Origin of the sequence: Duganella sp. CF517 (assembly GCF_900110275.1) — a bacterium.
GTDB lineage: Bacteria > Pseudomonadota > Gammaproteobacteria > Burkholderiales > Burkholderiaceae_D > Rugamonas.
This window is the reverse complement of record NZ_FODC01000001.1, coordinates 849,157-875,375: the sequence shown is the minus strand read 5'-3', so window position 1 is coordinate 875,375 and position 26,219 is coordinate 849,157. Positions and strand designations below refer to the sequence as shown.

Genomic DNA, 26,219 nt, shown 5'->3' with positions numbered 1-26,219 from the left:
CCTGCTTCGATCCGCAAGGGCTTATTTTTCTCCCGGATTACGCGGCCGCCAGGCGCCACAGCGACGTCACCTCGGCGGCGCGCGCCGCGTGCAGCGGATCGGACGTGTCGGCGGCGCGCGGGTGCGTCGGGCGCACGTCGTGGCGCTCGAGCACCTTGAGGCCGGCGGCGGCGATCCACGCCATCAGCTCCTCGCGCGGACGCAGGCCCAGGTGCTCGGCCAGGTCGGAGAGGATCAGCCAGCCTTCGCCGCCCGGCGTCAGGTGGTCGGCCAGGCCGGCCAGGAAGCCGCGCAGCATGCGGCTGTCCGGATCGTAGACGGCGTATTCGATCGGCGAGCTCGGGCGCGCCGGCACCCACGGCGGGTTGCACACCACCAGCGGCGCGCGGCCCTCGGGGAACAGGTCCACCTGCCGCAGTTCGATTTGGCCGTCCAGATCGAGGCGCGCCAGGTTTTCGCGCGCGCAGCTGAGCGCGCGCGGGTCCTGGTCGGTGCCGATCACGCGGGCCACGCCGCGCCTGGCCAGCACCGCCGACAGCACGCCGGTGCCGGCGCCGATGTCGTAGGCCAGCTTGACGCCGGCCGGCAGCGGCGTGCCGGCCACCAGCTCGACGTATTCGCCGCGCACCGGCGAGAACACGCCGTAGTGCGGATGGATGCGCGCGTCCAGCGCCGGGATCTCGACGCCGGTGCGGCGCCATTCGTGGGCGCCGATCAGGCCAAGCAGCTCGCGCAGCGAGGCGATGAACGGTTCCTCGAAACGGCCATAGGCTTCGTTGCAGGCCAGTTGCACGTCCGGCGCGCGGCGCAGCGGAATGGTGTAGCCCTCGGCGAAAGGGATCAGCAGCATGGCCAGCGTGCGGGCGCGCTGCGATTGCGCCTGGCGGTGCAGGTGGAACGCTTCGGTCGGCGTGGCCGGGGCCTTGGCCGGTTTGGCTTTTTTCGACGGCTTGCCTTTGACGTCGGCGCGGCGCGCCAGCGCTTGCAGCAGCTGGCGGGCGTTCTGGAAGTCGCCGCGCCACAGCAGGGCGGTGCCTTCGCAGGCCATCCGGTAGGCGACATCGGCGTTGGTGCGGTCGTCGGCGATCATCACGCGCTTGGGCGGCGGCATGCCGGCCTCGGAGCGCCAGCGCGCGGAGCACTGCACGCCGTTTTCCTCCCAGTGTATCTGCTGCGGAATCGGGGACGAGGAGGTTTGTACGGGCATGTCGGGCAATCGGTAGGAATAAGCGGATGCTAATGATGGGAAAAAGACAAGCACAAAAAACGCCGGGGATGCGATTCATCCCTGCGGCGTTTGCGTGTGTCGAGGCGCTTATTATACTTGGCGGTCAGCTTGCGCCGGCGGCGGCGCCTTTGCCGTCGTCGGCGGCGACGGTGTCGGCCGGCGCGGCGTCGGCATCGGCCGCGGGCACGGCGGCCGGCTTGGCCGCTTCCAGCGCCGCATCGACGATCCCCGACGGGCCGCCGGTGACCTTGTCGGCGGCGCCGGCCTGGCCGCCGTAGGCCGCCGCCGATTTGGCCTGGTCGGCCTGCGTCGGCGCGATGTAGGTGTTGGCTTCCCTGCTGTCGACCAGATTGAGCAGCCGCAGCGAAAGGCTGCGCAGCGCGTTGCGGTCGACGCCGTCGCCGGTTTGGCTGCCGTCGTCGCCGGTGGTCGCCAGCGCCGTTTGCAGATCGCGGCCGATCAACTCGAACAGGTCGGCCAGGGTGCCGGCGAAGTCGATGTTCGGCAGCCGCACGCTGGGCAGGTCCACGGTTTGCGGCTTGTCCGCGGCGTTGTCGCCGGCGCGGTCGGCGGCCCGCTCGCTGGCGTTGTTGCCGGCCTGGTCGGCCTTCGGCGCGCCGCCGCTGGCCTGGCTGGCGGCGGCGTCGAGCCGGTAATCGTATTTGACTTCGACTTCGAAGTCGAATTTGCGGCCGTCGGCGGTGGTGATGGTGCCCTTGCCGATGAAGTGCGCGCTGTCGTTCAAACTGAAGGCGGCCAGCGAGCGCGTGCCGTCCGGCCCCGAACTTTGCCGCACGCCGAGCGCGTAGCTGGAGGAGGCATCCAGGCTGGCCGAGTCGTAGTCGATGGTGGCGCCTTTGGCGGCGTCGCCGAACAGCGCCTGGGTGAAGCTGTTCATCAGGTCTTCGGCGAAATCGACGGTCGAGGTGCCGATCGAGGCGACACGTTTTTGCATGTCCAGCGCGTTGCTGGACAGGGAAAGCGGCGAGGACGCTGCGCTGTTGCTCTTTTGCGTGGCGGGCGTGCCGGTGGTCTTGCCGTCGGTTTGGGGCGTGGCGGCAGTGTAGGACGCCGGCAAAGCACGGGCGCCGAGTGCGGAGAGAGTGGACATGGCAGTTTCCGTTTAGTAATACTTATATAACGGTCGTGCGCCGGAAAACTTGAGGGCCGACCGCCGATTAGTGGTGGTGGGTCCAGCCTTCCGGGGCGGCCAGGTACGATGCAACCGCGTCTTTTTGGCCGATGGCGTGGTGTTTGACCTCGCCGCACGCGCAAATGCCCAGGTAGGGCTGGATGTGCGAGCAGGCCGAGACTTTTTGCAGGCGGACTTGGACCGCCTTGGCGCATTTCGCGCATTTGAAGGTGAGGGTGCGTGGTGCTTTTAACATGATTGATCCGGAAGCGAGAGGCAAAGGCGGGATTTTATCACCGCCCCCCGAACGCACACTTATGCGGAGACATTCAGCGCGGGCCGGGATGGCGCTTCGGCGCCGTAGGCGCGGCGCATGCGCTCCGACGCGCCCGACAGGTCCTGCTGCCGGGTGGCGCCTGCCGCCTCCTGCGACTGCCGCTGCGCCAGTTCCGCGCGCGCCTCGGTTTCCATTTGCTGCGCCTGGGCGGCCACGGCGCGGTCGGCGCCCGACGGGCCGGCCGGCGCCAGCGCCGCCGCCCGGATGGTCGCCGCGCGGGCGATGGTCTCTTCGGGCGTGGCGCCGGACGCGGTGTCGATCCGCACTTCGCCGCCGGTGGCGTAATTGACGCCATTCGGGCCGCGTTGATAGGTGTAGGACGCGCCGGACAGCGCCAGGCCGCCGGCCGCCGCCATGTGCGCCTGCTCGTGCTGGCGCACCTCGGCGTCGCGCGCTTTGAGCTCGTCGATCAGCTTCAGGGCTTCGGGTGTCAGCGTGGTGGTGGAGGCGCCCTCCGTGGCGGCGGTCTTGGAACCGACCGGCGCGGACGCGTTCTCCCGTGCCTCGGGCGCGGCGCGCTCGGGCGGCTGGGTCGCGGAACTGCTTGATACGGCGCCAATGCTCATGAAAGTAGCTTCCGAACTGATGCATTCATGATAGCAAATTTGTCGCAATTGCTTGCAAATTCGCCGTCAACACCCGTACCAGCCGTGGCGTTATGGTCTCACCAGGGATCATTCCATCAAGAGGCAAAGGCCATGGAAGACAGGAAGCAACCGAGCAAAGAGTCCGTGCGACAGTGGTTGCGGCATCAGATCGAGGAACGGCGCCCGCCGCCGGATCCTGAACAGATCCGGCGCGAGCTGGGTTGGGAGTTGTTAAAGCTCGAGCGGGGAGGGCCGCCCAAGCGGTGACGCCCGCACTACCGCTCAGGTGACGGTGATCGTGCTGCGGCCGCCGGCGGACGGCTGCACCAGGATCTTGGTGGCGATCCGCTCCGTCATCTCCTGCACGTGGGAGATGACGCCGACCTTGCGGCCCATGGCCTGCAAGCCGTCCAGCGCATCCATGGCGACGCGCAGCGTTTCCGCATCGAGGCTGCCGAAGCCCTCGTCGATGAACAGCGATTCGACCCGCACCCGGTTCGACGACAGCGACGCCAGTCCCAGCGCCAGCGCCAGCGACACCAGGAACGATTCGCCGCCGGAGAGCGAATGCACCGAGCGCATTTCGCCGCCCATGTCCTGGTCGCGCACCAGCAGCGCCAGCGACGGGCTGGCCGGATTGTTGATGCGTTCCAGCTGGTAGCGGCGCGCGAGGTGGTTCAGGTGGGCGTTGGCGTAGCCGAGCAACACGTCCAGCGTGAACTGCTGCGCGTAGTTGCGGAACTTCTTGCCGTCGGCCGAGCCGATCAAGTCGCTCATGCGCGACCAGCGCTGTTCGATCGCCTCCTGCCGCTCGATTTCGGCCAGCATCGACTGCGATTGGCGGCGCTTGGCGTCGTCCTGCGCCAGCGCCAGTTGCAGCGCGGTCGCGGCGTCGTGGGCGGCTTTGCGTTCGGCCATCAAGTCATTGAGGGCGGAGGCGAGGGCGGCGACCGGCGACTCGGGCAGGTCGGCCATGCCGGGCGTCGGGCCCTCGGTCGCTGGGGCACGCATTGGCGGCGCCGACAACTGGTGCTGCTCGCGCTGGCGTTGGCGTTCCTTCAAAACGGTGGCGGCGTTGTCGGCGGCGCGGTCGATCGCTTGCAGCGCGTTGCGCCGCGCGTCGATATCGTCGGCGGTGTGGGCCAGCAGCGCGTGCAGGTGGTCGAGATCGCGCAGATTGTGTGCATCGTCGGCGGGTTGGCGCTGCTGGAATGCGGCCAGCCACGCCGCCAGGTCGTTGGCGGCGGCCGTGGTGGACGCGCGCAGCGCGGCCAGCCGGTGGCCCGCCTGCGCCAGCGCCTCGTCCAGCCGCGTTCTGGTTTGCGTCGCCTGCTCGACGGCCTGCTGGCGGCTGGACAGCTGCGATCTGGCGTTGTCGATGGCGGCGGCGAGCGCCTGTTCGACTTCGCGCACCTGTTTGCCGCCCCATAGTTGCATGCGTTGTTCCTGCATGGCGCGCAATGCGGCATCGGCGGCGTTCCAGGCTTCGCGGGCGCTGAGCGCATCCTGGCCGGTCTTGGCCAGGGCGTCGTGCAAGCCTTTCAGCTCGACGTCGATGGTCGCCAGGGCGGCACCGCGTTCATCGTACGCGGCCCGCTGCGCCAGCCATTGCTTGCTTTCGGCCTGGCGCGCGGCGTGGAATCGCGCCGGGCCTGTTTTCCAGTCGTCCTTCCATTCGTCGCTCGGCATGTCGCCGCCGCTGAAGGCCGCGTCCAGGTCCGACAGCAGCGCGCCGAGTGTCAGCGCCACTTCGATGCGCTGGTCTTCCAGCGCCTTGTATTCGGTATTGGCCAGCGCCAGCGCGGTCTGCGCGTTCGACGCCACGCCCTGCAGGCGCGCGTGCTCCGCCGACGCCACGTCCCAGGCCGACTGCGCCTGGTCGCGGGCGTTGCGGGCCGCGTGCAGCGCCAGCTCCTGTCGCTCGGCCGCTTGCAGGGCGCCGCGCGCGGCTTCCAGCTCGGACGTGAACCAGTCGGTCCGTTCGGATTCCGCCGGCAAGCGAGGCTGCGCGGCGCCGCCCGAGACCAGCGGATGGGCGCTCCAGGCGGCGCTGGTTTTTTCCAGCGCCTGCCGCACGCCACGGTCTTCGGTCGCCAGCACCTGCAGCTGATCCAGGCTGGCTTGCACGGTCGCGCGCTGGGCTGCCTGCCGATTGACGTTGTCTTCCATCTGCCGGCGGCAGCGCGTCACTTCGTCCAGCAGCCCGCCGAGCATCGCCTGCAGCGGTCCGTCGTTGTGGCGGTACGGATGTTCATGCGCGCCGCACACCGGGCAGGGCGTATCGTCCTCCAGCGAGGCCCGCAGCGATTCGACGTTCTCCGCGCACGCGGCCTCCGCCAGCTTCAGCGAACGCTCCGCCTGCGAGAACGCGGCCATGATGGCGATGTTTTCCTGCTGCGCCGCCGCCAACTGCTGCTCGGCAGCCGCCATCGCCTGCCGCAGCTGCGCCGATTGCGCCGCGATCTGCGCGCCGCGCTGCTGGCGCGCTTCCAGCTCTATCCATATTTTCTCGGCGCCCGCCAGCAGGTCGCGGCGTTGCTCCCAGCCGCTGCGCGTCGCCTGCAACTGTTCAGGGGAGAACGCGGCCAGCGCCCGGGTCGCGTCCTGGCGCCGCGCCTCCAGCGTTTGCAACACGGCGTTCGATGTCGCCAGCTTGGCGCTGGCATCGGCCTCGTCGTCGCGATGCGCCTTGGCGTTGCGCTGCACGCGGGCGACGGCGTTGCCGAGCTTTTCTGCCTGCGACGCGGCCTGGCCGGCCTGCACGAACAACACGTCCCAGCGTTCCCAAGATTGCGCCAGGGTTTTCCATTGTTTGTGCTGGCCCAGCCAGGTGACGCCGGCCGCTTGCTGCGCGTCCAGGCGCAGGCGCTCGTCCTGCTTGGACTGCATCGCCGCCTTGGCGGCGGCATCGGCTTGATCGGCTTTTTCGCATGCGGCGGACGCCTGACGGTAGGCCGGCAGCATCGCTTCGATGCGCGCGTCCAGCGCCTTGGCCTGGTCGAGCAGCGGGGCGGCGGCGCGTTGCGCGTTCTCCGCCTCCAGTAATTGTGCTGCCGCTTGCGTATGGGCGGCGCCGGCGCGCTCGAGTGCCAGCGCGGCGTCGGCCGCCGCCTGGGTGCTGGCGGCGATGGTGGCGTGGGTGGCGGCGATGTCGGCGTCGATGCGGCGGATGTCGTCGGCCAGCGGGCGCGCCGGCTGCACGGCGAGGATGCGGGCGAGGGCGCCGCGCTGGGGCGCGGCCGCCTGCGCTTCGGCGGCGGCCAGCTCGCTGGCCTGCTGCGCGGCCAGTTCGTCCTCTTTCAGCTTTTCCGCCTGCTTGTGCCAGCGCAGTTCCTGTTCCAGCTCCGCCTTGCGCTGTTCCAGTCCTTGCAGCGCTTCGGCGGCGGCCAGGCCTTGCGCTTCGATCTCGCCACGTTGCTCGGCGCCGAGCGGCTTCTGGTCGGCCAGGCGCGCGTTCAGCTTTTGCAGCGCCAGTTGTTCCAGCTTCGCGCGCTCGAAGGCGCGCATCGAAATCTCGGTGTAGATGGTGCTGCCGGTCAGCGTCTCGAGCAGCTCGCCGCGTTCGTTGTCCTCGGACTTGAGGAAAGCCGAGAATTCGTTCTGCGCCAGCAGCACGGCGCGCGTGAACTGTTCGAACGACAGGCCGATGCGCTTTTCGATCTCCGCCTTCACTTCGGTCTTGGTGCCGCCGATCGGTTGCAGCGCCGGCAGCAACAGCAACGTCATCGCCGTCGGCTGCAACGCGCCTTCGGCCTTGGTGCGCGAGCGCCGCACGCTCCAGCGCGCGCGGTAGGAGGCGCCGTCGTTGCCGACGAAATCGACTTCGGCGTAGCCTTCGGCCGTGCCCCGGCGCAGCAGGGTGCGCGTGTCCTGGGTGGAGACGGTTTCGGCGCCGACGTCGGTCAGGTAGTTGCGCCCCGCGACCTTGAGCAGGCGCGGCGTGGCGTCGTACAAGGCCAGGCAAAGCGCGTCGAGCAGCGTGCTTTTGCCGGCGCCGGTCGGGCCGCTGATGGCGAACAGGCCGGTCGAGGCCAGCGGCTCGCTTTCGAAGTCCACGCCGAATTCGCCGGCCAGCGAGGCCAGGTTCTTGCCGCCGATTTTCAGGATCCTCATGGCAGCATCAACTCCGCGAAGGCGCTCAGTTGTTCGGACGGAGCGTCGTTGCCGAAGCGTTGCTGATAAAGCTGGCGGAAGATGTCGTCCGGCTTGAGCTGTTCCAGCTGGTCGAGCGTCATCACGTCGCTGTCGATCGACGAGGCGCGCGCGGCGCTGGAGGTCTCAATCTTCGCCAGCCTTACCGGCTTGCCTTCCAGCGCGGCTTCGATGCGCGAGCGCAGGCCGGGCTCCGGCGCGTCGAGCCGCACGCGCACCTCCAGGAAGGGTTGCTGGTCGGTCGGGGCGTGCGCCACGTCCAGCGCCGCCAGTTCCTCCAGCACCTGCGCCAGCGGCGCCGGCCTGGCCGGAACGCGCAGCAGCTCCACCGCGCGCGGCACGTGGATCGGCGAGATCGCGCTTACGGCCGCGCCATCGATATCGATGCGCAGGACCTGGTGCTGGTAGCCGATTTCCGCGAACGACAGCGGTATCGGGCTGCCGCAATAGCGGATGTGGTCCTGCTTGCCGACCGCCTGCGCCAGGTGCAGATGCCCCAGCGCGGCGTAGGCGATGGCGGGGTCGAAGATCCCGGCCGGCAGCATCTCGGTGCCGCCGATGACGATGCGGCGTTCGGAATCGTTCGACATCTGGCCGTCGACCATGTGGCAGTGGCCCATCGCCAGTATCGCCTGGCCGTCCCGGCGCTTGGCCAATGCCAGTTCCAGCGCCTGTTTGTACAGCAGGGCGATGCCGGCCAGGTAGGGATCGGCCGCGCCGTCGTTGTCTTCGCCGGCCGGCATTCTCGGCACGTCGCCCGGACGCAGGAACGGCACCGCCAGGCACCAGGCCTCGATGGCGCCGCCGCTGCCGGTCAGCGGCAGCACCAGCGACTCGATGTCGATGGCGCCGTCGGCGTCGCGCTGCACGGCGCCGACCACGCGGGTGCCGTGCGCCTCGAGCAACGGGCCGGGAGCCTCCAGGCGGCCCGGCGAGTCGTGGTTGCCGGCGATGACGATCAGGTTCAGGTGCGGCACGCGTTCCCTGGCCCGCTGCAGGAAGCGGTACAGCTGCTTTTGCGAGGCCGACGACGGATTGGCGTTGTCGAAGATGTCGCCGGCGATCAGCAGGGCGTCGGCACGCTCGCTGACGACGGTGTCGAGCAGCCAGTCGAGGAAGCGCTGGTGTTCGTAGTGACGTTCGAAATTATGCAGGGATTGGCCGAGATGCCAGTCGGAGGTGTGCAGCAGACGCATGGAGATGTGTAGTGGAAACAGCAAAAAACAGCAAAACAGCCGGGAAGCGCACAATATAGCGCAAGACGGCCCGGCACGAGTTGAGAAATGACGAGTCGGCGGTTTTTACGGCGATCGTTACGCCAGCGCCGCGCCGGTGCGGTAGGTGTTGCGGCCGGCCTGCTTGGCCTCGTACAACAACATGTCGGCGCGGTTGAGCAACTCCGCCGGGGTGATGTCCTCGCCTTGATAAAAGGCAAGTCCGATGCTGGCCGACACCGACACCACCGTCCCGCTCAAGTCGAACGGCGCCTGCATCACGCCGACGATCTTGGCGGCCAGCGCGGCGGCGTCCTCGACCCGGTGGATGCGCTCCGTGATGACGGTGAACTCGTCGCCGCCGAGCCGCGCGATGGTGTCGCTGGCGCGCATCGCGTGGGTCAGGCGCGCCGAGAAAATCTTCAGCAGCGCGTCGCCGACGCTGTGGCCATAAGTGTCGTTGACCGGCTTGAAACGGTCGATATCCATGTACATCACCGCCATCATGCCGCCGCCGTCGCGGCTGGCGGCCATGCTCTCGTTGAGCCGTTGCAGGAAGCCGGCGCGGTTGGTCAGGCCGGTCAGCGCGTCCACCTGCGAGAGCTTGAGCAGCCGCTGTTTCTCATGCTTTTGCGCCGTCACGTCCTGGCGCATGACGTGAAAGCCCATTACCGTGACATTGTCCTCGTCGCGCTGCGGAATGTAGTCGACTTCGAAGGTGCGCTCGCCCGCGCCGCTGTTGTCGTCCTCCTCGAACGTCAGCGCCTCCCCGGCCAGCACGCGCCGGATGTAGGGCGCCAGCACCGCGTAGCGCTGCTCGCCGACGGTATGGCGGATGGTCTTGCCCAACACCGTCATGGCGCCGCGGTTGAATTCGCGCTCGTAGGCGATGTTATGGAAGCGGTACACCTCTTCGTAATCGATATAGGCGATCATCGCCGGCAGCGTGTCGGTGATGGTGCGCAGCCGCGCCTCGCTTTCGCGCAGCGCCATGACCGATTTGCGCACGTGGGTGATGTCGTCGACCGTGCCCACGTAGCCGTACACCCGGCCGTCGACGACCATGGGGGCGGCCTTGAACGAGATCCAGATCATCATGCCGTCCGGGTGGATGCAGCGCAGCGTGTCCTGGTACGGCAGCCGCGTTTTGACCATGCGCCGCAGGGCCGTCTTGAGCACCGGGCGGTCGCTCGGATGGACCGCGCGCATCCAGGCGTCGCCCAGCGCCTCCTCGCGCCGCAGGCCGGTGATGAATTCGAAGGTGCGGTTGACATACGTGCATTTGCCGGCGGCGTCGGCGCGGATCAGGCCCAGTGGCGAGGCGTCGTTGACGGCGGCGAGCTCCGCCTGGTTCTTGCGCATTGCCAGCTCGGCCTCCTTGTGCGGCGTGATGTCGCGCGTGGTCACGGCCACGCCGTTGTCGATCGCGACGATCTGGCGGTGCAGCCAGCGCTCGCCCGACGCTCCGGTTTCGGCCACGTCGCGCTCGACTTCCTCCTCCAGCGGCCGGCCGGTGGCCATCACCTGCTTGAATTTTTCCACCAGCCCGCTGCTGTGCAGGTGCGGCGCCACCTCGCGCAGCGGCCGGCCCTTGATCTCGCGGCCCTGGTAGCCCAGCCGCTCGGCGGCGTGTTCGTTCAGGTCGGCGATGACGAAATCGGTGATCTGGCCCGCCGCGCCGGGCGCGCGCCGGGCCTTGAGCAGGTACAGCGCGTCGAGGCTGGCGTCGGCGGCCGCGCGCAGCAGCAACTGGGCCTCGATGACCTGCCGCGCGCTGTCGCGCACGCGCCGCGCCTGGCGCATCAGCAGTCCGACCACGGCCAGCACCAGCAGCGACGCCACCGTCACCGCGCCGTAGTACAACGTGCGCCGTTTGGTGAAACCGGCCATGGCGCTGGGGACCGGATTGCCGACCGCCGCCATCAGCAGGTAGCGCGGCATCTCCGCATAGCCGTAGATGCGGTCGACGGCGTCGAACGGGCGTTTGAGCATCAGTTCGTCGGCGGGGCGCGTGGGGCTGCGCGGCACCACGCGAAAGTCGATGGCGTCGCCGATCACCAGTTGCTCGTCGATGCGGGCGGTGGCCAGGCCGTTCTCGCGGCTGAGCAAGATCACCGCGCCGCCGTTGTCGACGCTGACGCGGTCGTGGTCGTCGACCAGGTCGGCCGGGTCGAGCAGCGCCAGGACCACGCCGGCGAACTGCCCGCGCGGCCCGTCGAGGCGGCGCGAAATCTGGATCTGCCATTTGTTGGTGCGCGGCTCGACCACCGGCGTGGCCACCACGGTGCGTTGCTCGGCGCTGGCGGCGTGGCTTTTGAAGAAGGCCTGGCCGCTCAGGTCCTGCGCGAAATAGCCGTTGCTGCTGTCGACCACCTTGCCGGCGGCGTCCAGGCGTGCGAACGGCAGATTGAATTTGGTCGGCATCAGCGTGTCGAGCATGCCGTCATCGCTGGTGAATTCGGCCAGCCGCAGCGCGCCGCCGGAAGCCTCGTACTGGAGCTTGAACAGCTGCGTGGCGTGCTCGGTCTGGCGCAGCAGGTGGTTGGCGTGTTCGGCCAGCGTGTGCGCCAGCGATTGACTGTGCAGCACGGCCTCGAAGCGGGCGCTTTTCTTTTCCTGCCGCACCTGGTAGACCACCGCCGACCACATGAGCGCGAGCACCAACAGCGCAAAGGCCGGCAGCAGCATCGAACGATACAGCGTGCGCAAGGAATCGAGCGTCGGGCTATCTGTGTGTGCGGTCATCGAGTCAACGGTAGCGGGAACAGGCGCCATGAGTGGATATTCTGCACGGAAATACGCGCTTTGTATCCCGTTTCCTGTTGGCCCGGCCAAAAAAAATGCATTCCGTTCACAGGTGGTAGTGATTTCCTTATTAAAATAGCGGCTGATTTCAGTCCCACATTCAGTGCCGCGCTGGTGCGCGAAGGAACAAACTTGATCGAATTGATAACGCCGCCGATGTCGCCGACCGCCTTGCGGGGCGTGGCATGAGTTTGCCCGCCGCGCCCGCCGGCCTGGTCGGTCCCGACGGTCAGCCGCTGTTCGGCCGCTACGCCGGTCAGACCGGTCCCATCGACTGGACCCGCCTGGCCGCGCCGTTCGCGCGCGGGCCGCTGTGGCGGCGCTTCCACCACAAGCGCTGGCATTACGTGGCGCTGTGCACCGAGCGGGTGTTCTGCGCGGTCGCCATCGTCGATGTGGGCTGGGCCTGCACCGCGTTCGCCTACGCCTTCGACCGCAACGACGGCGACATGCTGGCCAATTTCTCGCAGGACGGCCTGCCGGGCCGCTCGGCGCGGCTGGCCGGGCACGCCGGGGGCGGCAGCTGGTTCCAGCGCGGCGGCGACCGCATCGCCATCGACAGCGACGGCGCGGGCCGCTACGAACTGTCGCTGCGCTGCGATTTCCTGGAGATCGACGCCGCGTTCGGACCGGGCGCCGCGCCGCTGCTGCTGGCGACCGGGCCGGTGGCGCGCGGGTCGGTGCACGCGACGCAAAAATCGTCCGGCATGCCGCTGACCGGCGAGGTGCGCACCTGGCGCGAGGACTACGACCTGGCCGGCGGCGTGGCCAGCTTCGATTATTCGAACGGGCTGCTGGCGCGCGAGACCGCGTGGCGCTGGGCCTCGGCGCATACGCTGGAGATGGGGTTCAACCTGCAGGCCGGCTATTTTCGCGGGCACGAGAACGCGCTGTGGCTCGATGGCGACGTGCACGCGCTGGCGCCGGCGCACTTCCTGTACGATAGCAGCGATCCGTTGTCGCAATGGCATATCTTCACCGAAGACGATTTGCTGGAGCTGTACTTCACGCCGGAGGGCGCGCGCCGCGACAACAAGAAGACGCTGTTCGCGGCCAGCCGCTATCTGCAGCCGGTCGGCACCTTCAGCGGCTGGGTGCGCAGTGCGCCGGATCAGCCGAAACGCATCGTCACGCAAATGATGGGCGTGACCGAGGATCACGCGTCGCGCTGGTAAGCTACGCTGTAATCTGCGCCGTAGTCGACGCCGTAGTCCACGCCGTACTCCACGCTGGTAAGCTGGACCAACCCTGGGAACGCCCGCCATGAGCATCAGGAATCTCGACCGACTGTTTCAACCGCGCTCGGTGGCCGTGATCGGCGCGTCGGACAAGCCCGATCGCATCGGCACGCGCGCGCTGGACAATCTGCTGCAAGGATCGTTCATCGCCGCTGGCGGCGCGGTGTGGCCGGTCAATCCCAAGTACGCCCAGCTGCGCGGCATGCCTTGTTACGCCAGGGTGTCGGCCCTGCCGGCGGCGCCGGAGCTGGCCATCATTTGCACGCCGCCGACCGGCATCCCCGGGCTGATCGCCGAGCTGGGGGCGCGCGGCACCAAGGCGACGATCGTCATGACGGCCACCGACGGCCGTTCCGGCACCTTGCGCCAGGCGATGCTGGACGCGGCCAAGCCGCACCTGCTGCGCATCCTCGGGCCGGGCAGCATCGGCGTGCAGTCGCCGGCGCTGGGCCTGAACGCCAGCTTCAACCACCTGCCGGCCGGCGACGGCAAACTGGCTTTCGTTTCGCAATCCGGCGCGCTGGCGGCGGCCGTGCTGGATTGGGCGGCGTTGCGCGGCATCGGCTTCTCGCGCTGCATCGCCATGGGCGAGGGCGCCGACGTCGACTTTGGCGACCTGCTCGACTATCTGGCCGCCGACAACAGCACCCACGCGATCGTGCTGTGCATCGAGCATCTGAGCTCGGCGCGCAAGTTCATGTCGGCCGGGCGGCTGGCCGCGCGCGGCAAGCCGGTCATCGTGCTCAAGGTCGGGCGCGATCCGGCCCCCGGCGCCGACCTGGTGTTCGACGCCGCGATCCGCCGCGCCGGCATGCTGCGCGTGCGTTCGACCGAGGATTTGTTCGACGCCGTCGAAACCCTGGCGCGGCGCCGCCCGCAGCGTGGCGAGCGGCTGGCCGTGCTGACCAACAGCGCCGGGCTGGGACTGATCGCGGCCGACGCCCTCGATGCCGGTGGCGCGCGGCTGGCGCCGTTGTCGGCCGAGTCGCTCAAGCAGCTGGCGCAGGCCGGCGCGCCGCCGGCCAATCCGGTCGATTTGCTGGCCGACGCGCCCGTCGAGCGCTACGCGGCCGCCGTCGCGACCTTGCTGCGCGAATCGCAGGCCGACGCGCTGCTGTTCCTGCACGCGCCGACGGCGATGGTGTCGAGCCAGCTGATCGCCGAGGCGGTGGCGCCGTTGATGCGCTCGGTCGGCAAGAACGTGCTGTCGTGCTGGCTCGGCGGCAGTTCGGTGACGGCCGCGCGCCAGGTCTTCGCCGACGCCGGCCTGCCCACCTACGACACGCCCGAGAAGGCGGTGCACGGCTTCGTGCAGATCGCCCAGTACCGCCGCAACCAGGAGTTATTGATGGAGGTGCCGGCCGGCCTGCCGACGACGTCGGCGCCGGAACGGGCGGCGGCGCGCGCGCTGGTCGCGGCGGCGCTGGCGGCCGGCCGCGCCGGGTTGGCCGACGATGAAGCGCGGGCGCTGCTGGCCGCGTACGGCATCGCGCTGGCCACGCCGCAACAGGCGGCGTTGTCGGCCCACACGCTGGCGGCGGCGCGCATCCAGATCGGCGCCGATCCGGTGTTCGGGCCGGTGGTGTTCTTCGGCCAGGGCGGCATCGCCGCCGATGTCGCGGCCGACCGCGCCGCCGGCCTGCCGCCGCTGAACATGGTGCTGGCGCGCGACATGGTCGGCCGCACGCGGGTGGCGCGCCTGCTCGGCCATGGACCGGGGCGGACGGCGGCCGACACCGACGCCATCGTGCGCACCCTGGTGCAGGTGGCCGACATGGTGACCGAGTTGCCGGAGCTGGCCGAGCTGGACCTCAATCCCTTGCTGGCCGCCGGCGGCGCGGTGGTGGCGCTGGGCGCGCACCTGCGGCTGGCGCCGCCACGCGGCAAGACCGCGTTGGCGATCCGGCCCTATCCGCAGGAGCTGGAGCAGGAGCTCGCGTGGGACGGCGGCCGCATCCTGCTGCGGCCGATCCGGCCCGAGGACGGCCCGCAGCACCAGGCGTTCTTCCACGCGCTCGATCCGGACGACGTGCGGCTGCGCTTTTTCTCGGCCATGCGCGAGCTGCCGCCGGCGCAGCTGGCGCGCCTGACGCAGATCGACTACGACCGCGCGATGGCCTTCATCGCCACCCGCGACGGCGCCGACGGCATGCCGGAAACCCTGGGGGTGGCGCGGGCCGTCACCGATCCCGACAATCAGCACGCTGAATTCGCCATCATCGTGCGCTCCGACCTCAAGGGGAAGGGCCTGGGCACCATCCTGTTCGGCAAGCTGGTCGACTACTTCCGCGCCCATGGTACGGCCGAAATCGTTGGCGACGCGCTGTCGGAGAACTTCGGCGTGCAAAAACTGGTGCGCCAATTCGGCGGTGTGGTATCGGCGCATCCAGAACCGGGAATGGTGCGTCTCCAACTGCCTTTGCGATAGTGTTCGTTGTCGGGTTGATATATATTTGCTGTTCCAAATGAAATAAAACGCGGGGTCCTATTTGTTCTAGCTCAAGGCGTCCGTGTCGGGTTTATTTACACTTTCACTTCCGCTCTTGCCGCCCGTTCCGGGTGAGCGCAACTTTAGTCTTGGGAGTCAGAATGTTAACGGCCACATATACCCTGGTAGCGCTGTCGGTCGAACAGTCCAGCGTTCGCCTCAGTTTGTTATCCTTTCAAAAGTATGTGCGCTCGACGCTGATGCAGCAGAACAGCATAACCCTGTCCCAGCTGGAATACGCGTGCGAGAACCTCAATAGCCTGTATCAGGCCTGTCATTGGCGCAAGACCGAGATGTACCTGATTCCGGCGCTGCGCGAAACGACCCAGCGCGCCGACGCGCTGCTCGACGAGCTCAACCATCTGAACCAGGCCGCGCTGGCCGCCATCCGCACCTTGCAGGAGCGCATCGGCATCATCGCCGACGTGCGCGATTTCCGCGTCGAGCAGGTGTGCGAGAGCATCGAGACCTGCTGCACGTCGCTGCTCAAGCGGCTCGAAAAAGAAGAGCAGGAACTGTTTGCCATGGCGCGCGGTCTGATCGGAGGCGAGACCTGGTTCTCGATCGCCAACCAGCTGATGATGCATGACAAGCACCTGGAGGAGATGAAGCGCTCCGGCGTGGCCTTGGGCGACCAGGCGCCGCCGGCCGTGGCGGCCAAGGCCAAGGCCACGGCGCAGGCGCAGGCGCAGGGGCAACCGAGCGGGGGCCGCCGCGCCGCCGGCGCCCGGATCGACGACGACCGCATCAGCATTCCGGGCCTGCAAGTGATACCGACGGTGGCGCTCGACGACGCCGACGCGGCATCGTCCCCGGCGCCTTTATATACCGCCCGGCAGCAGCCGCTGGACGATGTCATCACCAAATAGCCGCTAAATAGCACGCGCGCCGGGCAAATTCCCCCTGCTTTGCTATGATGGTGGTTTTCTCCATCACATAGCGCACCATGTTCGATTTCATCTTCAAGCGCACTACCGACCAGCCGGCAGCCGCCGCCGCCGCTCCGGCGGCCCCGGAGCAGGCCGCCGCCGCCGCGTTGTCGGCCAGCCGCCGCGACGAGCAGGCGCAGCGCGCCGCCGCGCTGGCCGGCGATGAAGCGGCCGCCGTCGAACTGATTCTGCAAAGCGAATTCGCCGGCGTGCGCCTGGCCGCCGCCGAGCATGTGCAATCGCAGCCGTATCTGGAGCAGGTGCAGCAGGCGATGCGCAACACCGACCGCCGCGTCGCCAAGCTGATGCAGGGACGGCTCGACGCCATCCGCTACCGGCAGGCCGAATTGCAAAAGGCGCAAGCCTGCCTCGACCTTGCGAACCGCCTGTTACAGGACGAGAAGTTGACGCCGAACCAGGTCGCCGAGCTCGATCGCCAATGGAAGATCACCTCGGCCGTGCCGGAGCTGGCCGTGCCGTACGACGCCGCCCGCGCGGCGTTGGCCGCCCGCCTGGAGGCGCAGGTCGATCTGCAGCGCGCCATCATCGATGCGATGGCCGCCGTGCGTCAGTTGCCGGCCGCCGCCCCGGCGCCGGAAGAGGCGGCGCAGGCGCTGGAACGCCACGCGGCCGCGCTGGCCGACTACCAGCAGGCGCCCGAGCACAACGCGCTGCCCAAGCATTTGCTGAGCGACTTCGCGCAGGCGATCGAGCAGGCGCGCGCCGCGCTGTCGGCCGCCGCGCAGCGTCCGGCGCAGCCGCAGCCGCAGCCACAGCCGTCTCTGGCGTCCGGCGCCGAGCCGGAGTCCGCAGGCGCCACCGCCACGGATGCGGCGTCCGAGGCGGGCGCGCCGGGTGACACCCCGCCGACGTCCGACGCCCAGGCGCAGCCGAAGCCGGCCAAGGGACCCAAACCCGCCAAGCCGGCGCAGCCGCCCAAGGAAACCGACAAGAAGTTCCTGGAAACCCTGGATGCGCTCGAAGCCGCGCTCGAACAAGGCTCGCTGCACGATGCCGCCGAGCACGACAAATGGTTGAAAGAACATAAAACCCGCCTGACGCCCGCGCAGACCGATAGGCTGAACCATGTGCGCGCCGAGCTCAAGCGCTTGGGCGACTGGGCCCGCTGGGGCGGCAACGTCTCGCGCGAGGAACTGGTCAAGGCGGTCGAGGAACTGCCGGCGCTGGGCCTGCCGATGAGCGAGCTGGCCAAGAAGGTCGGCAGCATGCGCGAGCGCTGGAAGTCGCTCGACAACGTCTCCGGCCACGCGCCGAAAAGCCTGTGGGAGCGTTTCGACGCCGCCTGCACCACGGCCTACGCGCCGGCGGCGGCCCACTTCAAGCAACTGGCCGACGAGCGCCACGCCAACGCCGCCAAGGCGCAGGCGCTGATCGACGAGACCCATGCGATGGCCGCGGCCGCCGCCAGCGATAACGCCGACTTGAAGAACGTCGCCGCCGCCGGCCAGCGCCTGCGCCAGGTGTGGGGCCGGTTGGGCACCATCGACCGCAAGGAAAAGCGCAAGCTCGACCAGGCGTTCGACAAGGCGCTGGCGCAAATGCTGGCGCCGCTGTCGGAGCAGCGCAAGATCGAAACGGCCAAGCGCGAACAATTGATTGCCGAAGCGGAGCAGTTGCAGCCGTCGGAGCGCCACACGCTCGACAAGCTGCGCGGTTTGCAGGAGCGCTGGCAGGAGCAGGCCAAGGCGCTGCCGCTCGAGCGCAAGGTCGAGCAGGCGCTGTGGCAGCGTTTCCGCGCCGCCTGCGACGCGATCTTCGCCAAGCGCAAGGAGACCGCCCACGCCGCCGACCACGAGCGCAAGGAACATCTGCACGCGCGCGAGGCCATCTGCAAGGAACTGGAAACGGCCACCTTCAGCGGTGACGACAAGGCGCAACTGGCGGCCATCGCCAAGGCGCTGCGCGACGCCGCCGCCGCCTGGAACGCGTCCGGCACCGTGCCGCGCGCGGCCGAAGCCAAGATCGGACAGCGCTACCAGGCCGCCGTGGCGGCGGTGCAGGGTCAGGCGGAGGCGATCAAACGCCGCGCCGGCGCCGCCCAGGCCAACGCGTTGCGCGACAAGTTGCGGCTGTGCCAGGCGCTGGAGGCCGCGATCTGCGGTATCGACGGCGCCGACGGCATCGACGCGGCCGACTGGCAGGCCCGCTGGGCCGCCTTGCCGCCGCTGGCGACCGAATACGAGCGCGCGCTGCACGGACGCTTCACGGCCGGGCTGGCCGCGTTGGACGGCAAGCGCGAGGCCTACGCCGCGCAGCTGGAGCGCAACCGCGCCAAGCTGCTCGACGAGGTGCTGCGGCTGGAGATCGTCGCCGGCGTCGACAGCGGCGCCGAATTCGCCCGCGAGCGCCTGAAAATGCAGGTCGAGGTGCTGCAATCGTCGCTCAAGTCCGGCCAGAAGCCGCTGACGGCGGCCGCCGCGTACCTGCAACTGTGCGCGATGCCGGCCCTGGCCGACGCCCGCACCGCCAGCCGCATCGAGCAGCTGTTCCGCCGCATCGGCGCCTCGGAGCGCGCATGAGCTTGAATGAGCGCTTGAACCAGGTCCGTATCCAGACCGAAGATTTCGATCTGAGCGCCGAGGTGGCCGCCTTGCGCGCCGCCAATCCCAAGGTTGGCGCGATCGTCACGTTCGTCGGCGTGGTGCGCGACCTGAACGAGGGCGCGACGGTGGCGGAGCTGGAGCTGGAGCATTATCCGGGCATGACCGAGCAGTCGATCGGCGCCATCATCGAGCAGGCGAAACAGCGGTGGCCGACGTTCGGCGCGCTGGTGATCCATCGGGTCGGGCCGCTCAAGCCGCTCGATCAGATCGTCTTGGTGGCGGCCACGGCCGCGCATCGCGGCGAAGCGTTCGCGGCTTGCGAATTTATCATCGATTATCTGAAGACCGAAGCGCCGTTCTGGAAGAAGGAACAAACGCCCGACGGCGCGCGCTGGGTGGACGCCCGCGTCAGCGACGATGCCGCGCTGGCGAAGTGGCAATAGCGTCGGCGTCCACGCCGCAAACCGGCGCTAGGGGCGGACGCCCTTGAAAACCGCCGATATAACACTATCTACCTGATAAGTTAAATATATCGGAGCAATTCCATGCGGCAAGACAAACTCACCACCAAACTCCAGGAAGCCCTGTCGGACTCGCAGAGTCTGGCCGTGGGCAACGACAACCAATACATCGAGCCGGTGCACCTGCTGACGGCCCTGCTGAACCAGGACGACGGCAGCGCGCGCTCGCTGCTGCAACGCGCCGGCGTCAATGTCGGCGGCCTGACCAAGGCGCTCAAGGCCTCGCTCGACCGTCTGCCGAAAGTGTCCGGCACCGGCGGCGACGTCCAGGCCAGCCGCGAGCTGGTCTCCGTGCTCAACCTCGCCGATAAAGAGTCGCAGAAGCGGGTCGACCAGTTCATCTCCAGCGAGATGGTGCTGCTGGCGCTGGCCGACGACAAGTCCGACGCCGGCAAGCTGGCGCGCGAAAACGGCCTGTCCCGCAAATCGCTGGAATCGGCCATCGACACCGTGCGCGGTGGCGCCAAGGTCGACTCGCAGGAAGCCGAGGGCCAGCGCGAGGCGCTTAAAAAATACACGTTGGACCTGACCGAGCGCGCCCGCGCCGGCAAGCTCGATCCGGTGATCGGCCGCGACGACGAAATCCGCCGCGCGATCCAGGTGCTGCAGCGCCGCAGCAAGAACAATCCGGTGTTGATCGGTGAACCCGGCGTCGGCAAGACCGCCATCGTCGAAGGCCTGGCGCAGCGCATCGTCAACAACGAGGTGCCCGAGTCGCTCAAGGGCAAGCGGGTGCTGGCGCTCGACATGGCGGCGCTGGTCGCCGGCGCCAAGTATCGCGGCGAGTTCGAGGAACGCCTGAAGGCCGTGCTCAAGGAACTGGCCATGGACGAGGGGCAGACCATCGTCTTCATCGACGAGATGCACACGATGGTCGGCGCCGGCAAGGCCGAGGGCGCGATGGACGCCGGCAATATGCTGAAACCCGCGCTGGCCCGCGGCGAGCTGCATTGCGTCGGCGCCACCACGCTCGACGAATACCGCAAATACATCGAGAAGGACGCCGCGCTCGAGCGCCGCTTCCAGAAGATCCTGGTCGACGAGCCGACCGTGGAGGCGACCATCGCCATCCTGCGCGGTTTGCAGGACAAGTATGAGCTGCACCACAAGGTCGCCATCTCCGACGCCGCCATCATCGCGGCGGCCGAGCTGTCGCACCGCTACATCACCGACCGCTTCCTGCCCGACAAGGCGATCGATTTGATCGACGAGGCGGCGGCCAAGATCAAGATCGAGATCGATTCCAAGCCGGAGGTGATGGACAAGCTGGAACGCCGCCTGATCCAGCTGAAGATCGAGAAGGAAGCCGTCAAGAAGGAGAAGGACGAGGGCTCGCGCCGCCGCCTGGACCTGATCGAGGAAGAGATCGTGCGCCTGCAGCGCGAGCTGAACGACTTCGAGGAGATCCTCAAGGCCGAAAAAGCGGTGGTGCAGGGCAGCACCCATATCAAGGAAGAGATCGAGCGCATCAAGCTGCAGATGGAGCAGGCCACGCGCGAGAGCAACTGGCAGAAGGTCTCGGAACTGCAGTACGGGCGCCTGCCGCAACTGGAGGCGGAGCTGAAGCAGGCCGAGACGGCGTCCGCCAACGGCGTGTCGCTGGAAAAGAACACGCCGGCCAAACAGAAGCTGCTGCGCACCGAGGTCGGCGCCGAGGAAATCGCCGAAGTGGTGTCGCGCGCGACCGGCATTCCGGTGTCGCGCATGATGCAGGGCGAGCGTGACAAGCTGCTGCACATCGAGGAGAAGCTGCACGAGCGCGTGGTCGGCCAGGACGAGGCGATTGCCGCCGTCTCGGACGCGATCCGCCGTTCGCGCGCCGGCCTGTCCGATCCTAACCGTCCATATGGTTCGTTCATGTTCCTGGGACCGACCGGGGTCGGCAAGACCGAGCTGTCGAAGGCGCTGGCGGGCTTCCTGTTCGATACCGAGGAATCGATGATCCGCATCGACATGAGTGAATTCATGGAGAAGCATTCGGTGGCCCGCCTGATCGGCGCGCCGCCGGGCTACGTGGGTTACGACGAGGGCGGCTACCTGACCGAGGCGGTGCGCCGCAAGCCGTACAGCGTGATCCTGCTCGACGAGGTGGAGAAGGCGCATCCGGACGTGTTCAACGTGCTGCTGCAGGCGCTCGACGACGGCCGCATGACGGACGGGCAGGGGCGCACGGTGGACTTCAAGAACACCGTCATCATCATGACGTCCAACCTCGGCTCGCACAAGATCCAGGCGATGGAGGAGTCCGACCCCGGCGTCGTCAAGCTGGCGGTGATGGCGGAGGTGCGCTCGCACTTCCGGCCGGAGTTCATCAACCGTATCGATGAAATCGTCGTGTTCCATGGCCTCGACGAGAAGAACATCGGCGCCATCGCCAAGATCCAGCTGGCGATCCTGGAGCAGCGTCTGGCCAAGATGGAAATGACGCTGACGATGACCGACGCGGCGCTGCACAAGATCGCCGAGGCGGGCTACGATCCGGTGTATGGCGCGCGGCCGCTGAAGCGCGCGATCCAGCAGCAGATCGAGAATCCGCTGTCGAAGCTGATCCTGCAGGGGCGTTTCGGGCCGAAGGACACGATCCATATCGATGTCGACAACGGCGAGCTGTTGTTCCGCGCTTGATGGTATGACGTGGCGGCCCGCTCAGCGTTGATCGAAAAACGCTGACGGGCTGTTGCCGAACGTCTTCTTGAACATCGCGGAAAACGCCGACTGGCTGGCGTAGCCCAACTCCGCCGCCACCTGCGACAACGGCACGCCGCGCGCGATCAACGGCGCGGCGTGCGCCAGCCTGACCTGCTGGCGCCACTGCACGAAACCCATTCCCAATTCCCGCTCGAACAGCCGCGTCAACGTGCGGTCCGACGCGCCGACCTGGCCGGCCCACTGCTGCAAGGTGAGCTCCGCGCCGGGATCGGCGATCAATGCGTCGCACAACGACTTCAACCGTTTATCGGCCGGCAGCGGCACCCGGATCGGACGCACCGCGCAGCGCGGCAGCTCGTCCAGTATCAGCTCCCCCAGCAGGCGCTCCCTTCCTGATTGTTCATGTTGATCGTGCTGCTCCAGTGTGGCGATCAGCTCGCGCAGCAGGCCCGACACCTCCAGCACCCTGCATTCGTCTCCCGCAAACGGCGAGTGGCCGGCGTGCACGCACAGCGGCCGCAGGCGGGTCGGTTCGAGCACCGTGACCGCGTGCACCACGTTCGGCGCGATCCAGATCGCCCGCTGCGGCGGCACGATCCAGCTGCTGTTGTTGGCCGTCACCCGCATCACGCCCTGCACCGCGTAGGTAAATTGACCCCACGGATGGTGGTGCGACAGCAGGTGCGCATCGGCAGGCAGATCGCGGCCGGACATCGTCAGCGGACGCTCCGGCGTGGGGTGGTCGCAATCCCAGTTGAATTGCGTGTGGGTGACGATGGGAATTGGCATGGGGGGCGGTTTTGGCGCAATCGCGATAAAAGTTGTCGCCCTATCTTAAATCAGACTTCCACCGATTGCTACACTAGGCGCGTAACTTTGTAAAAGCTTAACAAGGAAGGCCGAATGACCCCAAACACATTGCTGCGCCAGGACGCCAAAGTCATCACGCTGGTCGGGCTGGCCCATGGCACCTCCCATTTCTATCACGTGATCCTGGCCGCGCTGATCCCGTGGCTCAAGCCCGAATTCCACCTCAGCTACGCCGAACTGGGCCTGCTGATGACTGTCTTTTTCACCGTCTCCGGCGTCGGCCAGGCGATGGCCGGCTTCGTGGTCGACCGCTTCGGCGCGCGCGCCGTCCTGTTCACCGGTATCGCGCTGCTGGGAGTGTCGGCGGTGATGCTGGCCAGCGCGCACAGCTACGTCCAGCTGATGGCCGGCGCCTTCGTCGCCGGCTGCGGCAACTGCGTGTTCCACCCGGCCGACTATACCTTGCTCAACCAGCGCGTCTCCAAGGCCAGGCTGACGCACGGGTTCTCGGTGCACGGCATCAGCGGCAATATCGGCTGGGCCTTGTCGCCGCTGTTCCTGACTTTCGCCGCCGCGCGCACCGACTGGCGCACCGCGTTGTTGGGCGCCGCGCTGCTGCCGCTGACGGTGCTGGCGGTGCTGCTGTGGAACCGCCACGCGCTGCGGCCGGAAGCGGTCGCCGCGCCGGCCGCCACGCCGGCCGGCGCACCGGCGCCCGCCGGCGCGCTCGATTTCCTGCGACTCAAGGTGGTGTGGATGTGCTTTGGCTTCTTCCTGATCTCGGCCGTCGCGCTGGCCGGCATCCAGACCTTCGCCGCCACCAGCCTGGTGAGCCTGTACGGCATGTCGCTGCAATGGGCGACGTCGGCCTACACCTGCTTCATGTTCGCGTCGGCGGTCGGCATGCTGTACGGCGGCTTCCTGGGCGCCGGCAGCCGCCACCACGACCGCATCATCATGCTGGCCTTCGCCAGCGCGGCCGTGCTGGCGCTGGTGCTCGCCGCCGCCGTGGTGCCGGCGTGGATGGCCATCGTGCTGATGGGGATGATCGGGCTGGTCACCGGCATCGCCGGGCCGTCGCGCGATCTGATGATCCGCGGCGCGGCGCCGGCCAACGCCACCGGACGCGTGTTCGGCGTCGTCTATTCGGGGCTGGACAGCGGCCTGGCGCTCGGCCCGTTGCTGTTCGGGGCGCTGATGGACGCCAATCATCCGGCCGGCGTGTTCGTCTTCATCGGCGTGTTCCAGGCGCTGGTGATCGTCACCACCATCGGCGTCGGCAACAACAGCCGCGTGGCCGGCGTCCCCAAAACAGCATAGAATTGGCTTCATCCCCATTCCGCCGCGAGGTAAGACGATGAGCTTTGCCACCACCGATTTGTGCGACGACCATCCCAATCTGCTGGAGGACGGGCGGCTCGCCGTGCTGCCGCCGGTGTTCCGGCACTTCGGCAAGCATGTGCGCTTTTCCGGGCGCGTCACCACCTTGAAGGTGCACGAGGATAACGCGCTGGTGCGCGCGGTGCTCGAGACGCAAGGCGACGGCAACGTGCTGGTGATCGACGGCGGCGGCAGCCTGCGGCGGGCGCTGGTCGGCGGACAACTGGGCTTGCTGGCGCAGGATAACGGCTGGGCCGGCATCATTGTCGACGGCTGCATCCGCGACACGGACGAAATCAATGCCTGCGAGATCGGCGTGCGCGCGCTCGGCGCCCATCCGCAAAAGAGCGCCAAGAAGGGCGCCGGCGAGCGCAACCTGCGCGTCCACATCGCCGGCGTCGCGGTCAATCCGGGCGACTGGATTTATGCCGATGCCGACGGCATTTTGGTGGCGCAACAGAAGCTGGCCTGAACCGGGGCGCCAGGCTAGGCACCGGTGGAAAAAAAGCCCCGGTCGGGGCTTGGTTTTGCACGCGCTCAGGCCTTGGGATGGGCCTTTTGCATGTGCTGGTCCAGATGCTGGCGCAGACGCTGCTGGAAAACCGTGGCGTCGTCGACGGCGCCCATGTCGTCGTCCACCTCCATCAGGTGGGTCTGATAGCCCTCCGCGAACGAGACGCTAGCCTCGACCTCGCCTTGTTTCCCCGACAGGGAGTGACCCTGCACGGCACCAAGAATGTTCCCTTGGTCGTCGGTGATGATGGTCATTTTCATACCACGCCTCCGCCTTGTAAGTTGTGAAAGGCGCCACCGATGCCGCGGTTGTGGATCTGCACGAAATAAGTGGCGTTGCCGTTGTTTTCCTTGCGCTTGGCCTGCTCGTCGGCGACGTGGACCGCACCCTGGTTGGGTGCTTTGACATCGGCCGACGCGAACTGCGTGCCGCGGTCGCCCGGGTAGCTGTAGCTCCAGAACGCCGTTGCACCGGGCGCCAGGAAGGTCAGCGGGCCTACATTGTTGAATGCCATAATCTCCTCCAAAAAATGCGTCGCACCGGCGAATGCCCGCGCGGCCACTTCATCTTAGTCACCGCGCCCGCGCCCGCTTTGATGCAAACGATGCGGGGCCTTTTTTGTCCGCCGGTGCTTTCTAGTGGATAATGCGGGATTGCGACGCACCATTTATTAGGAAGCACCAAGCTATGTTGAGTTACCGCCACGGCTTTCACGCTGGCAATCACGCCGACGTATTGAAGCATTTCGTGACCATCCAGCTGATGCAGTATCTGAACCAGAAAGATACCGCGTACAGCTACATCGATACGCACTCCGGCGCCGGCGTCTACGCGCTCGACAGCGCCTTCGCCTCCAAGAACGCCGAATACGACACCGGCATCGGCCCGCTGTGGGAGCGCACCGACCTGCCGGCGCCGATCAAGGAATACGTCGACCTGATCAAGGCCATGAACCCGAGCGGCAAGATGCGCTACTACCCGGGTTCGCCGTACATCGCCGACCAGGTCGCGCGCGAGCAGGACCGCCTGCGCCTGTTCGAGCTGCACCCGGCCGATTCGAAACTGCTGGCCGACAATTTCCGCAAGCTCGACGAGCACGCCGCCCAGCAGGGCATCCGTCCGACCACGCGCGGCAAGCGCGTGCTGGTCACCCGTGGCGACGGCTTCCAGGCGCTCAAGGCGCTGCTGCCGCCGCCTTCGCGCCGCGCGCTGGTGCTGATCGACCCGCCGTACGAAGACAAGATGGACTACAAAAAGGTCAAGGACACCCTGGCCGAGGCGCTGGGCCGGTTCCCGACCGGCACCTACGCGGTCTGGTATCCGCTGCTGCAACGTATGGAATCGCGCCAGTTCGCCGACAAGCTCAAGCAGTTGCCATGCAGCGACTGGCTCAACGTCGTGCTGACCACGCACACGCCGATGCCGGACGGCTTCGGCCTGCACAGCAGCGGCATGTTCATCCTGAACCCGCCGTACACGCTCGAGCCGATGCTCAAGGAAGTGATGCCGTGGCTGGTCAAGGCGCTGGCCAAGGACGGCGGCGCCAAATTCACGCTGGAGAGCGGCAAACCGACCTCTACGCGCAACACTGCCGTGCGCCGTCCTGTTACTCGATAGAAAAATGTTGTCAAGACGGTAGGTGCGGGTTAGTCTGGCGATGAGCGGGTCGCT

At 67.7% G+C, this 26,219-nt stretch carries 19 protein-coding genes; 9 read left to right on the top strand and 10 right to left on the bottom strand.

Features of this window, described 5'->3' with window-relative positions:
• Nucleotides 1-37: 37 nt before the first annotated feature.
• The 7 genes from BMX85_RS03675 to BMX85_RS03645 all read right to left on the bottom strand — a co-directional run bounded on the left by BMX85_RS03675 (nt 38) and on the right by BMX85_RS03645 (nt 11,395).
• Nucleotides 38-1,207, bottom strand: coding sequence for a methyltransferase (locus BMX85_RS03675; RefSeq protein WP_090315196.1), 1,170 nt, complete (start codon nt 1,205-1,207; stop codon nt 38-40).
• Between the two features lie 124 nt (nt 1,208-1,331).
• Nucleotides 1,332-2,339: a hypothetical protein gene (locus tag BMX85_RS03670; protein WP_090314310.1), complete on the bottom strand. Its 1,008-nt coding sequence runs from the start codon at nt 2,337-2,339 to the stop codon at nt 1,332-1,334.
• 67 nt (nt 2,340-2,406) lie between these two features.
• Nucleotides 2,407-2,616 (bottom strand): hypothetical protein, encoded by a 210-nt coding sequence (locus tag BMX85_RS03665; protein ID WP_008449977.1) that lies wholly within the window; start codon nt 2,614-2,616, stop codon nt 2,407-2,409.
• A gap of 59 nt (nt 2,617-2,675) precedes the next feature.
• Nucleotides 2,676-3,263 carry a putative metalloprotease CJM1_0395 family protein gene (locus tag BMX85_RS03660; RefSeq protein WP_090314309.1) on the bottom strand — a complete coding sequence of 196 codons (588 nt, stop codon included), beginning with the start codon at nt 3,261-3,263 and terminating at the stop codon, nt 2,676-2,678.
• A gap of 303 nt (nt 3,264-3,566) precedes the next feature.
• On the bottom strand, nt 3,567-7,397 hold the full coding sequence (locus tag BMX85_RS03655; protein ID WP_090314308.1) for an AAA family ATPase: 3,831 nt from the start codon (nt 7,395-7,397) through the stop codon (nt 3,567-3,569).
• A complete protein-coding gene (locus BMX85_RS03650; protein ID WP_090314307.1) occupies nt 7,394-8,632 on the bottom strand; it encodes an exonuclease SbcCD subunit D C-terminal domain-containing protein in 1,239 nt (412 codons plus the stop codon). Before BMX85_RS03650 ends, BMX85_RS03655 begins: the two co-directional genes overlap by 4 nt.
• A 117-nt stretch (nt 8,633-8,749) precedes the next feature.
• On the bottom strand, nt 8,750-11,395 hold the full coding sequence (locus BMX85_RS03645; RefSeq protein WP_090314306.1) for a diguanylate cyclase domain-containing protein: 2,646 nt from the start codon (nt 11,393-11,395) through the stop codon (nt 8,750-8,752).
• A 245-nt stretch (nt 11,396-11,640) separates the two neighbouring features.
• Between BMX85_RS03645 and BMX85_RS03640 the strand changes: the two genes are divergently transcribed.
• The 6 genes from BMX85_RS03640 (at nt 11,641) to clpB (ending at nt 21,820) form a co-directional block, all read left to right on the top strand.
• Nucleotides 11,641-12,630, top strand: a complete 990-nt coding sequence (locus tag BMX85_RS03640) for a DUF2804 domain-containing protein (RefSeq protein ID WP_090314305.1) — start codon at nt 11,641-11,643, stop codon at nt 12,628-12,630.
• A gap of 88 nt (nt 12,631-12,718) precedes the next feature.
• On the top strand, nt 12,719-15,121 hold the full coding sequence (locus tag BMX85_RS03635) for a bifunctional acetate--CoA ligase family protein/GNAT family N-acetyltransferase (RefSeq protein WP_090314304.1): 2,403 nt from the start codon (nt 12,719-12,721) through the stop codon (nt 15,119-15,121).
• Nucleotides 15,122-15,282: 161 nt separating this feature from the next.
• Nucleotides 15,283-16,050, top strand: a complete 768-nt coding sequence (locus tag BMX85_RS03630) for a hypothetical protein (RefSeq protein ID WP_090314303.1) — start codon at nt 15,283-15,285, stop codon at nt 16,048-16,050.
• Between the two features lie 77 nt (nt 16,051-16,127).
• Nucleotides 16,128-18,650 (top strand): DUF349 domain-containing protein, encoded by a 2,523-nt coding sequence (locus BMX85_RS03625; protein ID WP_090314302.1) that lies wholly within the window; start codon nt 16,128-16,130, stop codon nt 18,648-18,650.
• On the top strand, nt 18,647-19,117 hold the full coding sequence (locus BMX85_RS03620) for a molybdenum cofactor biosynthesis protein MoaE (RefSeq protein ID WP_090314301.1): 471 nt from the start codon (nt 18,647-18,649) through the stop codon (nt 19,115-19,117). Before BMX85_RS03625 ends, BMX85_RS03620 begins: the two co-directional genes overlap by 4 nt.
• A 102-nt stretch (nt 19,118-19,219) precedes the next feature.
• The gene (gene clpB, locus BMX85_RS03615) at nt 19,220-21,820 is read left to right on the top strand and encodes an ATP-dependent chaperone ClpB (RefSeq protein WP_090314300.1); all 2,601 of its coding nucleotides are present in this window, start codon (nt 19,220-19,222) and stop codon (nt 21,818-21,820) included.
• Nucleotides 21,821-21,841: 21 nt separating this feature from the next.
• On the opposite strand, the gene BMX85_RS03610 is transcribed toward clpB, so the two are convergent.
• Nucleotides 21,842-22,633: an AraC family transcriptional regulator gene (locus BMX85_RS03610; protein WP_090314299.1), complete on the bottom strand. Its 792-nt coding sequence runs from the start codon at nt 22,631-22,633 to the stop codon at nt 21,842-21,844.
• 114 nt (nt 22,634-22,747) lie between these two features.
• Between BMX85_RS03610 and BMX85_RS03605 the strand changes: the two genes are divergently transcribed.
• Together BMX85_RS03605 and rraA are read left to right on the top strand one after the other, a co-directional pair.
• Nucleotides 22,748-23,974, top strand: coding sequence for an MFS transporter (locus BMX85_RS03605; RefSeq protein ID WP_090314298.1), 1,227 nt, complete (start codon nt 22,748-22,750; stop codon nt 23,972-23,974).
• Nucleotides 23,975-24,011: 37 nt separating this feature from the next.
• Complete coding sequence (gene rraA / locus BMX85_RS03600; protein ID WP_090314297.1) at nt 24,012-24,506, top strand: ribonuclease E activity regulator RraA; 495 nt, start codon at nt 24,012-24,014, stop codon at nt 24,504-24,506.
• A 65-nt stretch (nt 24,507-24,571) separates the two neighbouring features.
• Here rraA and BMX85_RS03595 read toward each other — a convergent pair whose 3' ends face one another.
• On the bottom strand, nt 24,572-24,808 hold the full coding sequence (locus BMX85_RS03595) for a hypothetical protein (protein ID WP_090314296.1): 237 nt from the start codon (nt 24,806-24,808) through the stop codon (nt 24,572-24,574).
• Entirely contained in the window at nt 24,805-25,062 is a 258-nt protein-coding gene (locus BMX85_RS03590) for a hypothetical protein (RefSeq protein WP_090314295.1), read from the bottom strand. Before BMX85_RS03590 ends, BMX85_RS03595 begins: the two co-directional genes overlap by 4 nt.
• A gap of 173 nt (nt 25,063-25,235) precedes the next feature.
• Here BMX85_RS03590 and BMX85_RS03585 point away from each other — a divergent pair, with 173 nt between their 5' ends.
• Nucleotides 25,236-26,165: a 23S rRNA (adenine(2030)-N(6))-methyltransferase RlmJ gene (locus BMX85_RS03585; RefSeq protein ID WP_090314294.1), complete on the top strand. Its 930-nt coding sequence runs from the start codon at nt 25,236-25,238 to the stop codon at nt 26,163-26,165.
• Nucleotides 26,166-26,219 lie beyond the last annotated feature (54 nt).

Bases quoted from the DNA above. Each gene is read 5' to 3' on its own strand.
- BMX85_RS03675 (WP_090315196.1), bottom strand. From the start codon at position 1,207: ATGCCCGTACAAACCTCCTCGTCCCCGATTCCGCAGCAGATACACTGG.
- BMX85_RS03670 (WP_090314310.1), bottom strand. From the start codon at position 2,339: ATGTCCACTCTCTCCGCACTCGGCGCCCGTGCTTTGCCGGCGTCCTAC.
- BMX85_RS03665 (WP_008449977.1), bottom strand. From the start codon at position 2,616: ATGTTAAAAGCACCACGCACCCTCACCTTCAAATGCGCGAAATGCGCC.
- BMX85_RS03660 (WP_090314309.1), bottom strand. From the start codon at position 3,263: ATGAGCATTGGCGCCGTATCAAGCAGTTCCGCGACCCAGCCGCCCGAG.
- BMX85_RS03655 (WP_090314308.1), bottom strand. From the start codon at position 7,397: ATGAGGATCCTGAAAATCGGCGGCAAGAACCTGGCCTCGCTGGCCGGC.
- BMX85_RS03650 (WP_090314307.1), bottom strand. From the start codon at position 8,632: ATGCGTCTGCTGCACACCTCCGACTGGCATCTCGGCCAATCCCTGCAT.
- BMX85_RS03645 (WP_090314306.1), bottom strand. From the start codon at position 11,395: ATGACCGCACACACAGATAGCCCGACGCTCGATTCCTTGCGCACGCTG.
- BMX85_RS03640 (WP_090314305.1), top strand. From the start codon at position 11,641: ATGAGTTTGCCCGCCGCGCCCGCCGGCCTGGTCGGTCCCGACGGTCAG.
- BMX85_RS03635 (WP_090314304.1), top strand. From the start codon at position 12,719: ATGAGCATCAGGAATCTCGACCGACTGTTTCAACCGCGCTCGGTGGCC.
- BMX85_RS03630 (WP_090314303.1), top strand. From the start codon at position 15,283: ATGTTAACGGCCACATATACCCTGGTAGCGCTGTCGGTCGAACAGTCC.
- BMX85_RS03625 (WP_090314302.1), top strand. From the start codon at position 16,128: ATGTTCGATTTCATCTTCAAGCGCACTACCGACCAGCCGGCAGCCGCC.
- BMX85_RS03620 (WP_090314301.1), top strand. From the start codon at position 18,647: ATGAGCTTGAATGAGCGCTTGAACCAGGTCCGTATCCAGACCGAAGAT.
- clpB (WP_090314300.1), top strand. From the start codon at position 19,220: ATGCGGCAAGACAAACTCACCACCAAACTCCAGGAAGCCCTGTCGGAC.
- BMX85_RS03610 (WP_090314299.1), bottom strand. From the start codon at position 22,633: ATGCCAATTCCCATCGTCACCCACACGCAATTCAACTGGGATTGCGAC.
- BMX85_RS03605 (WP_090314298.1), top strand. From the start codon at position 22,748: ATGACCCCAAACACATTGCTGCGCCAGGACGCCAAAGTCATCACGCTG.
- rraA (WP_090314297.1), top strand. From the start codon at position 24,012: ATGAGCTTTGCCACCACCGATTTGTGCGACGACCATCCCAATCTGCTG.
- BMX85_RS03595 (WP_090314296.1), bottom strand. From the start codon at position 24,808: ATGAAAATGACCATCATCACCGACGACCAAGGGAACATTCTTGGTGCC.
- BMX85_RS03590 (WP_090314295.1), bottom strand. From the start codon at position 25,062: ATGGCATTCAACAATGTAGGCCCGCTGACCTTCCTGGCGCCCGGTGCA.
- BMX85_RS03585 (WP_090314294.1), top strand. From the start codon at position 25,236: ATGTTGAGTTACCGCCACGGCTTTCACGCTGGCAATCACGCCGACGTA.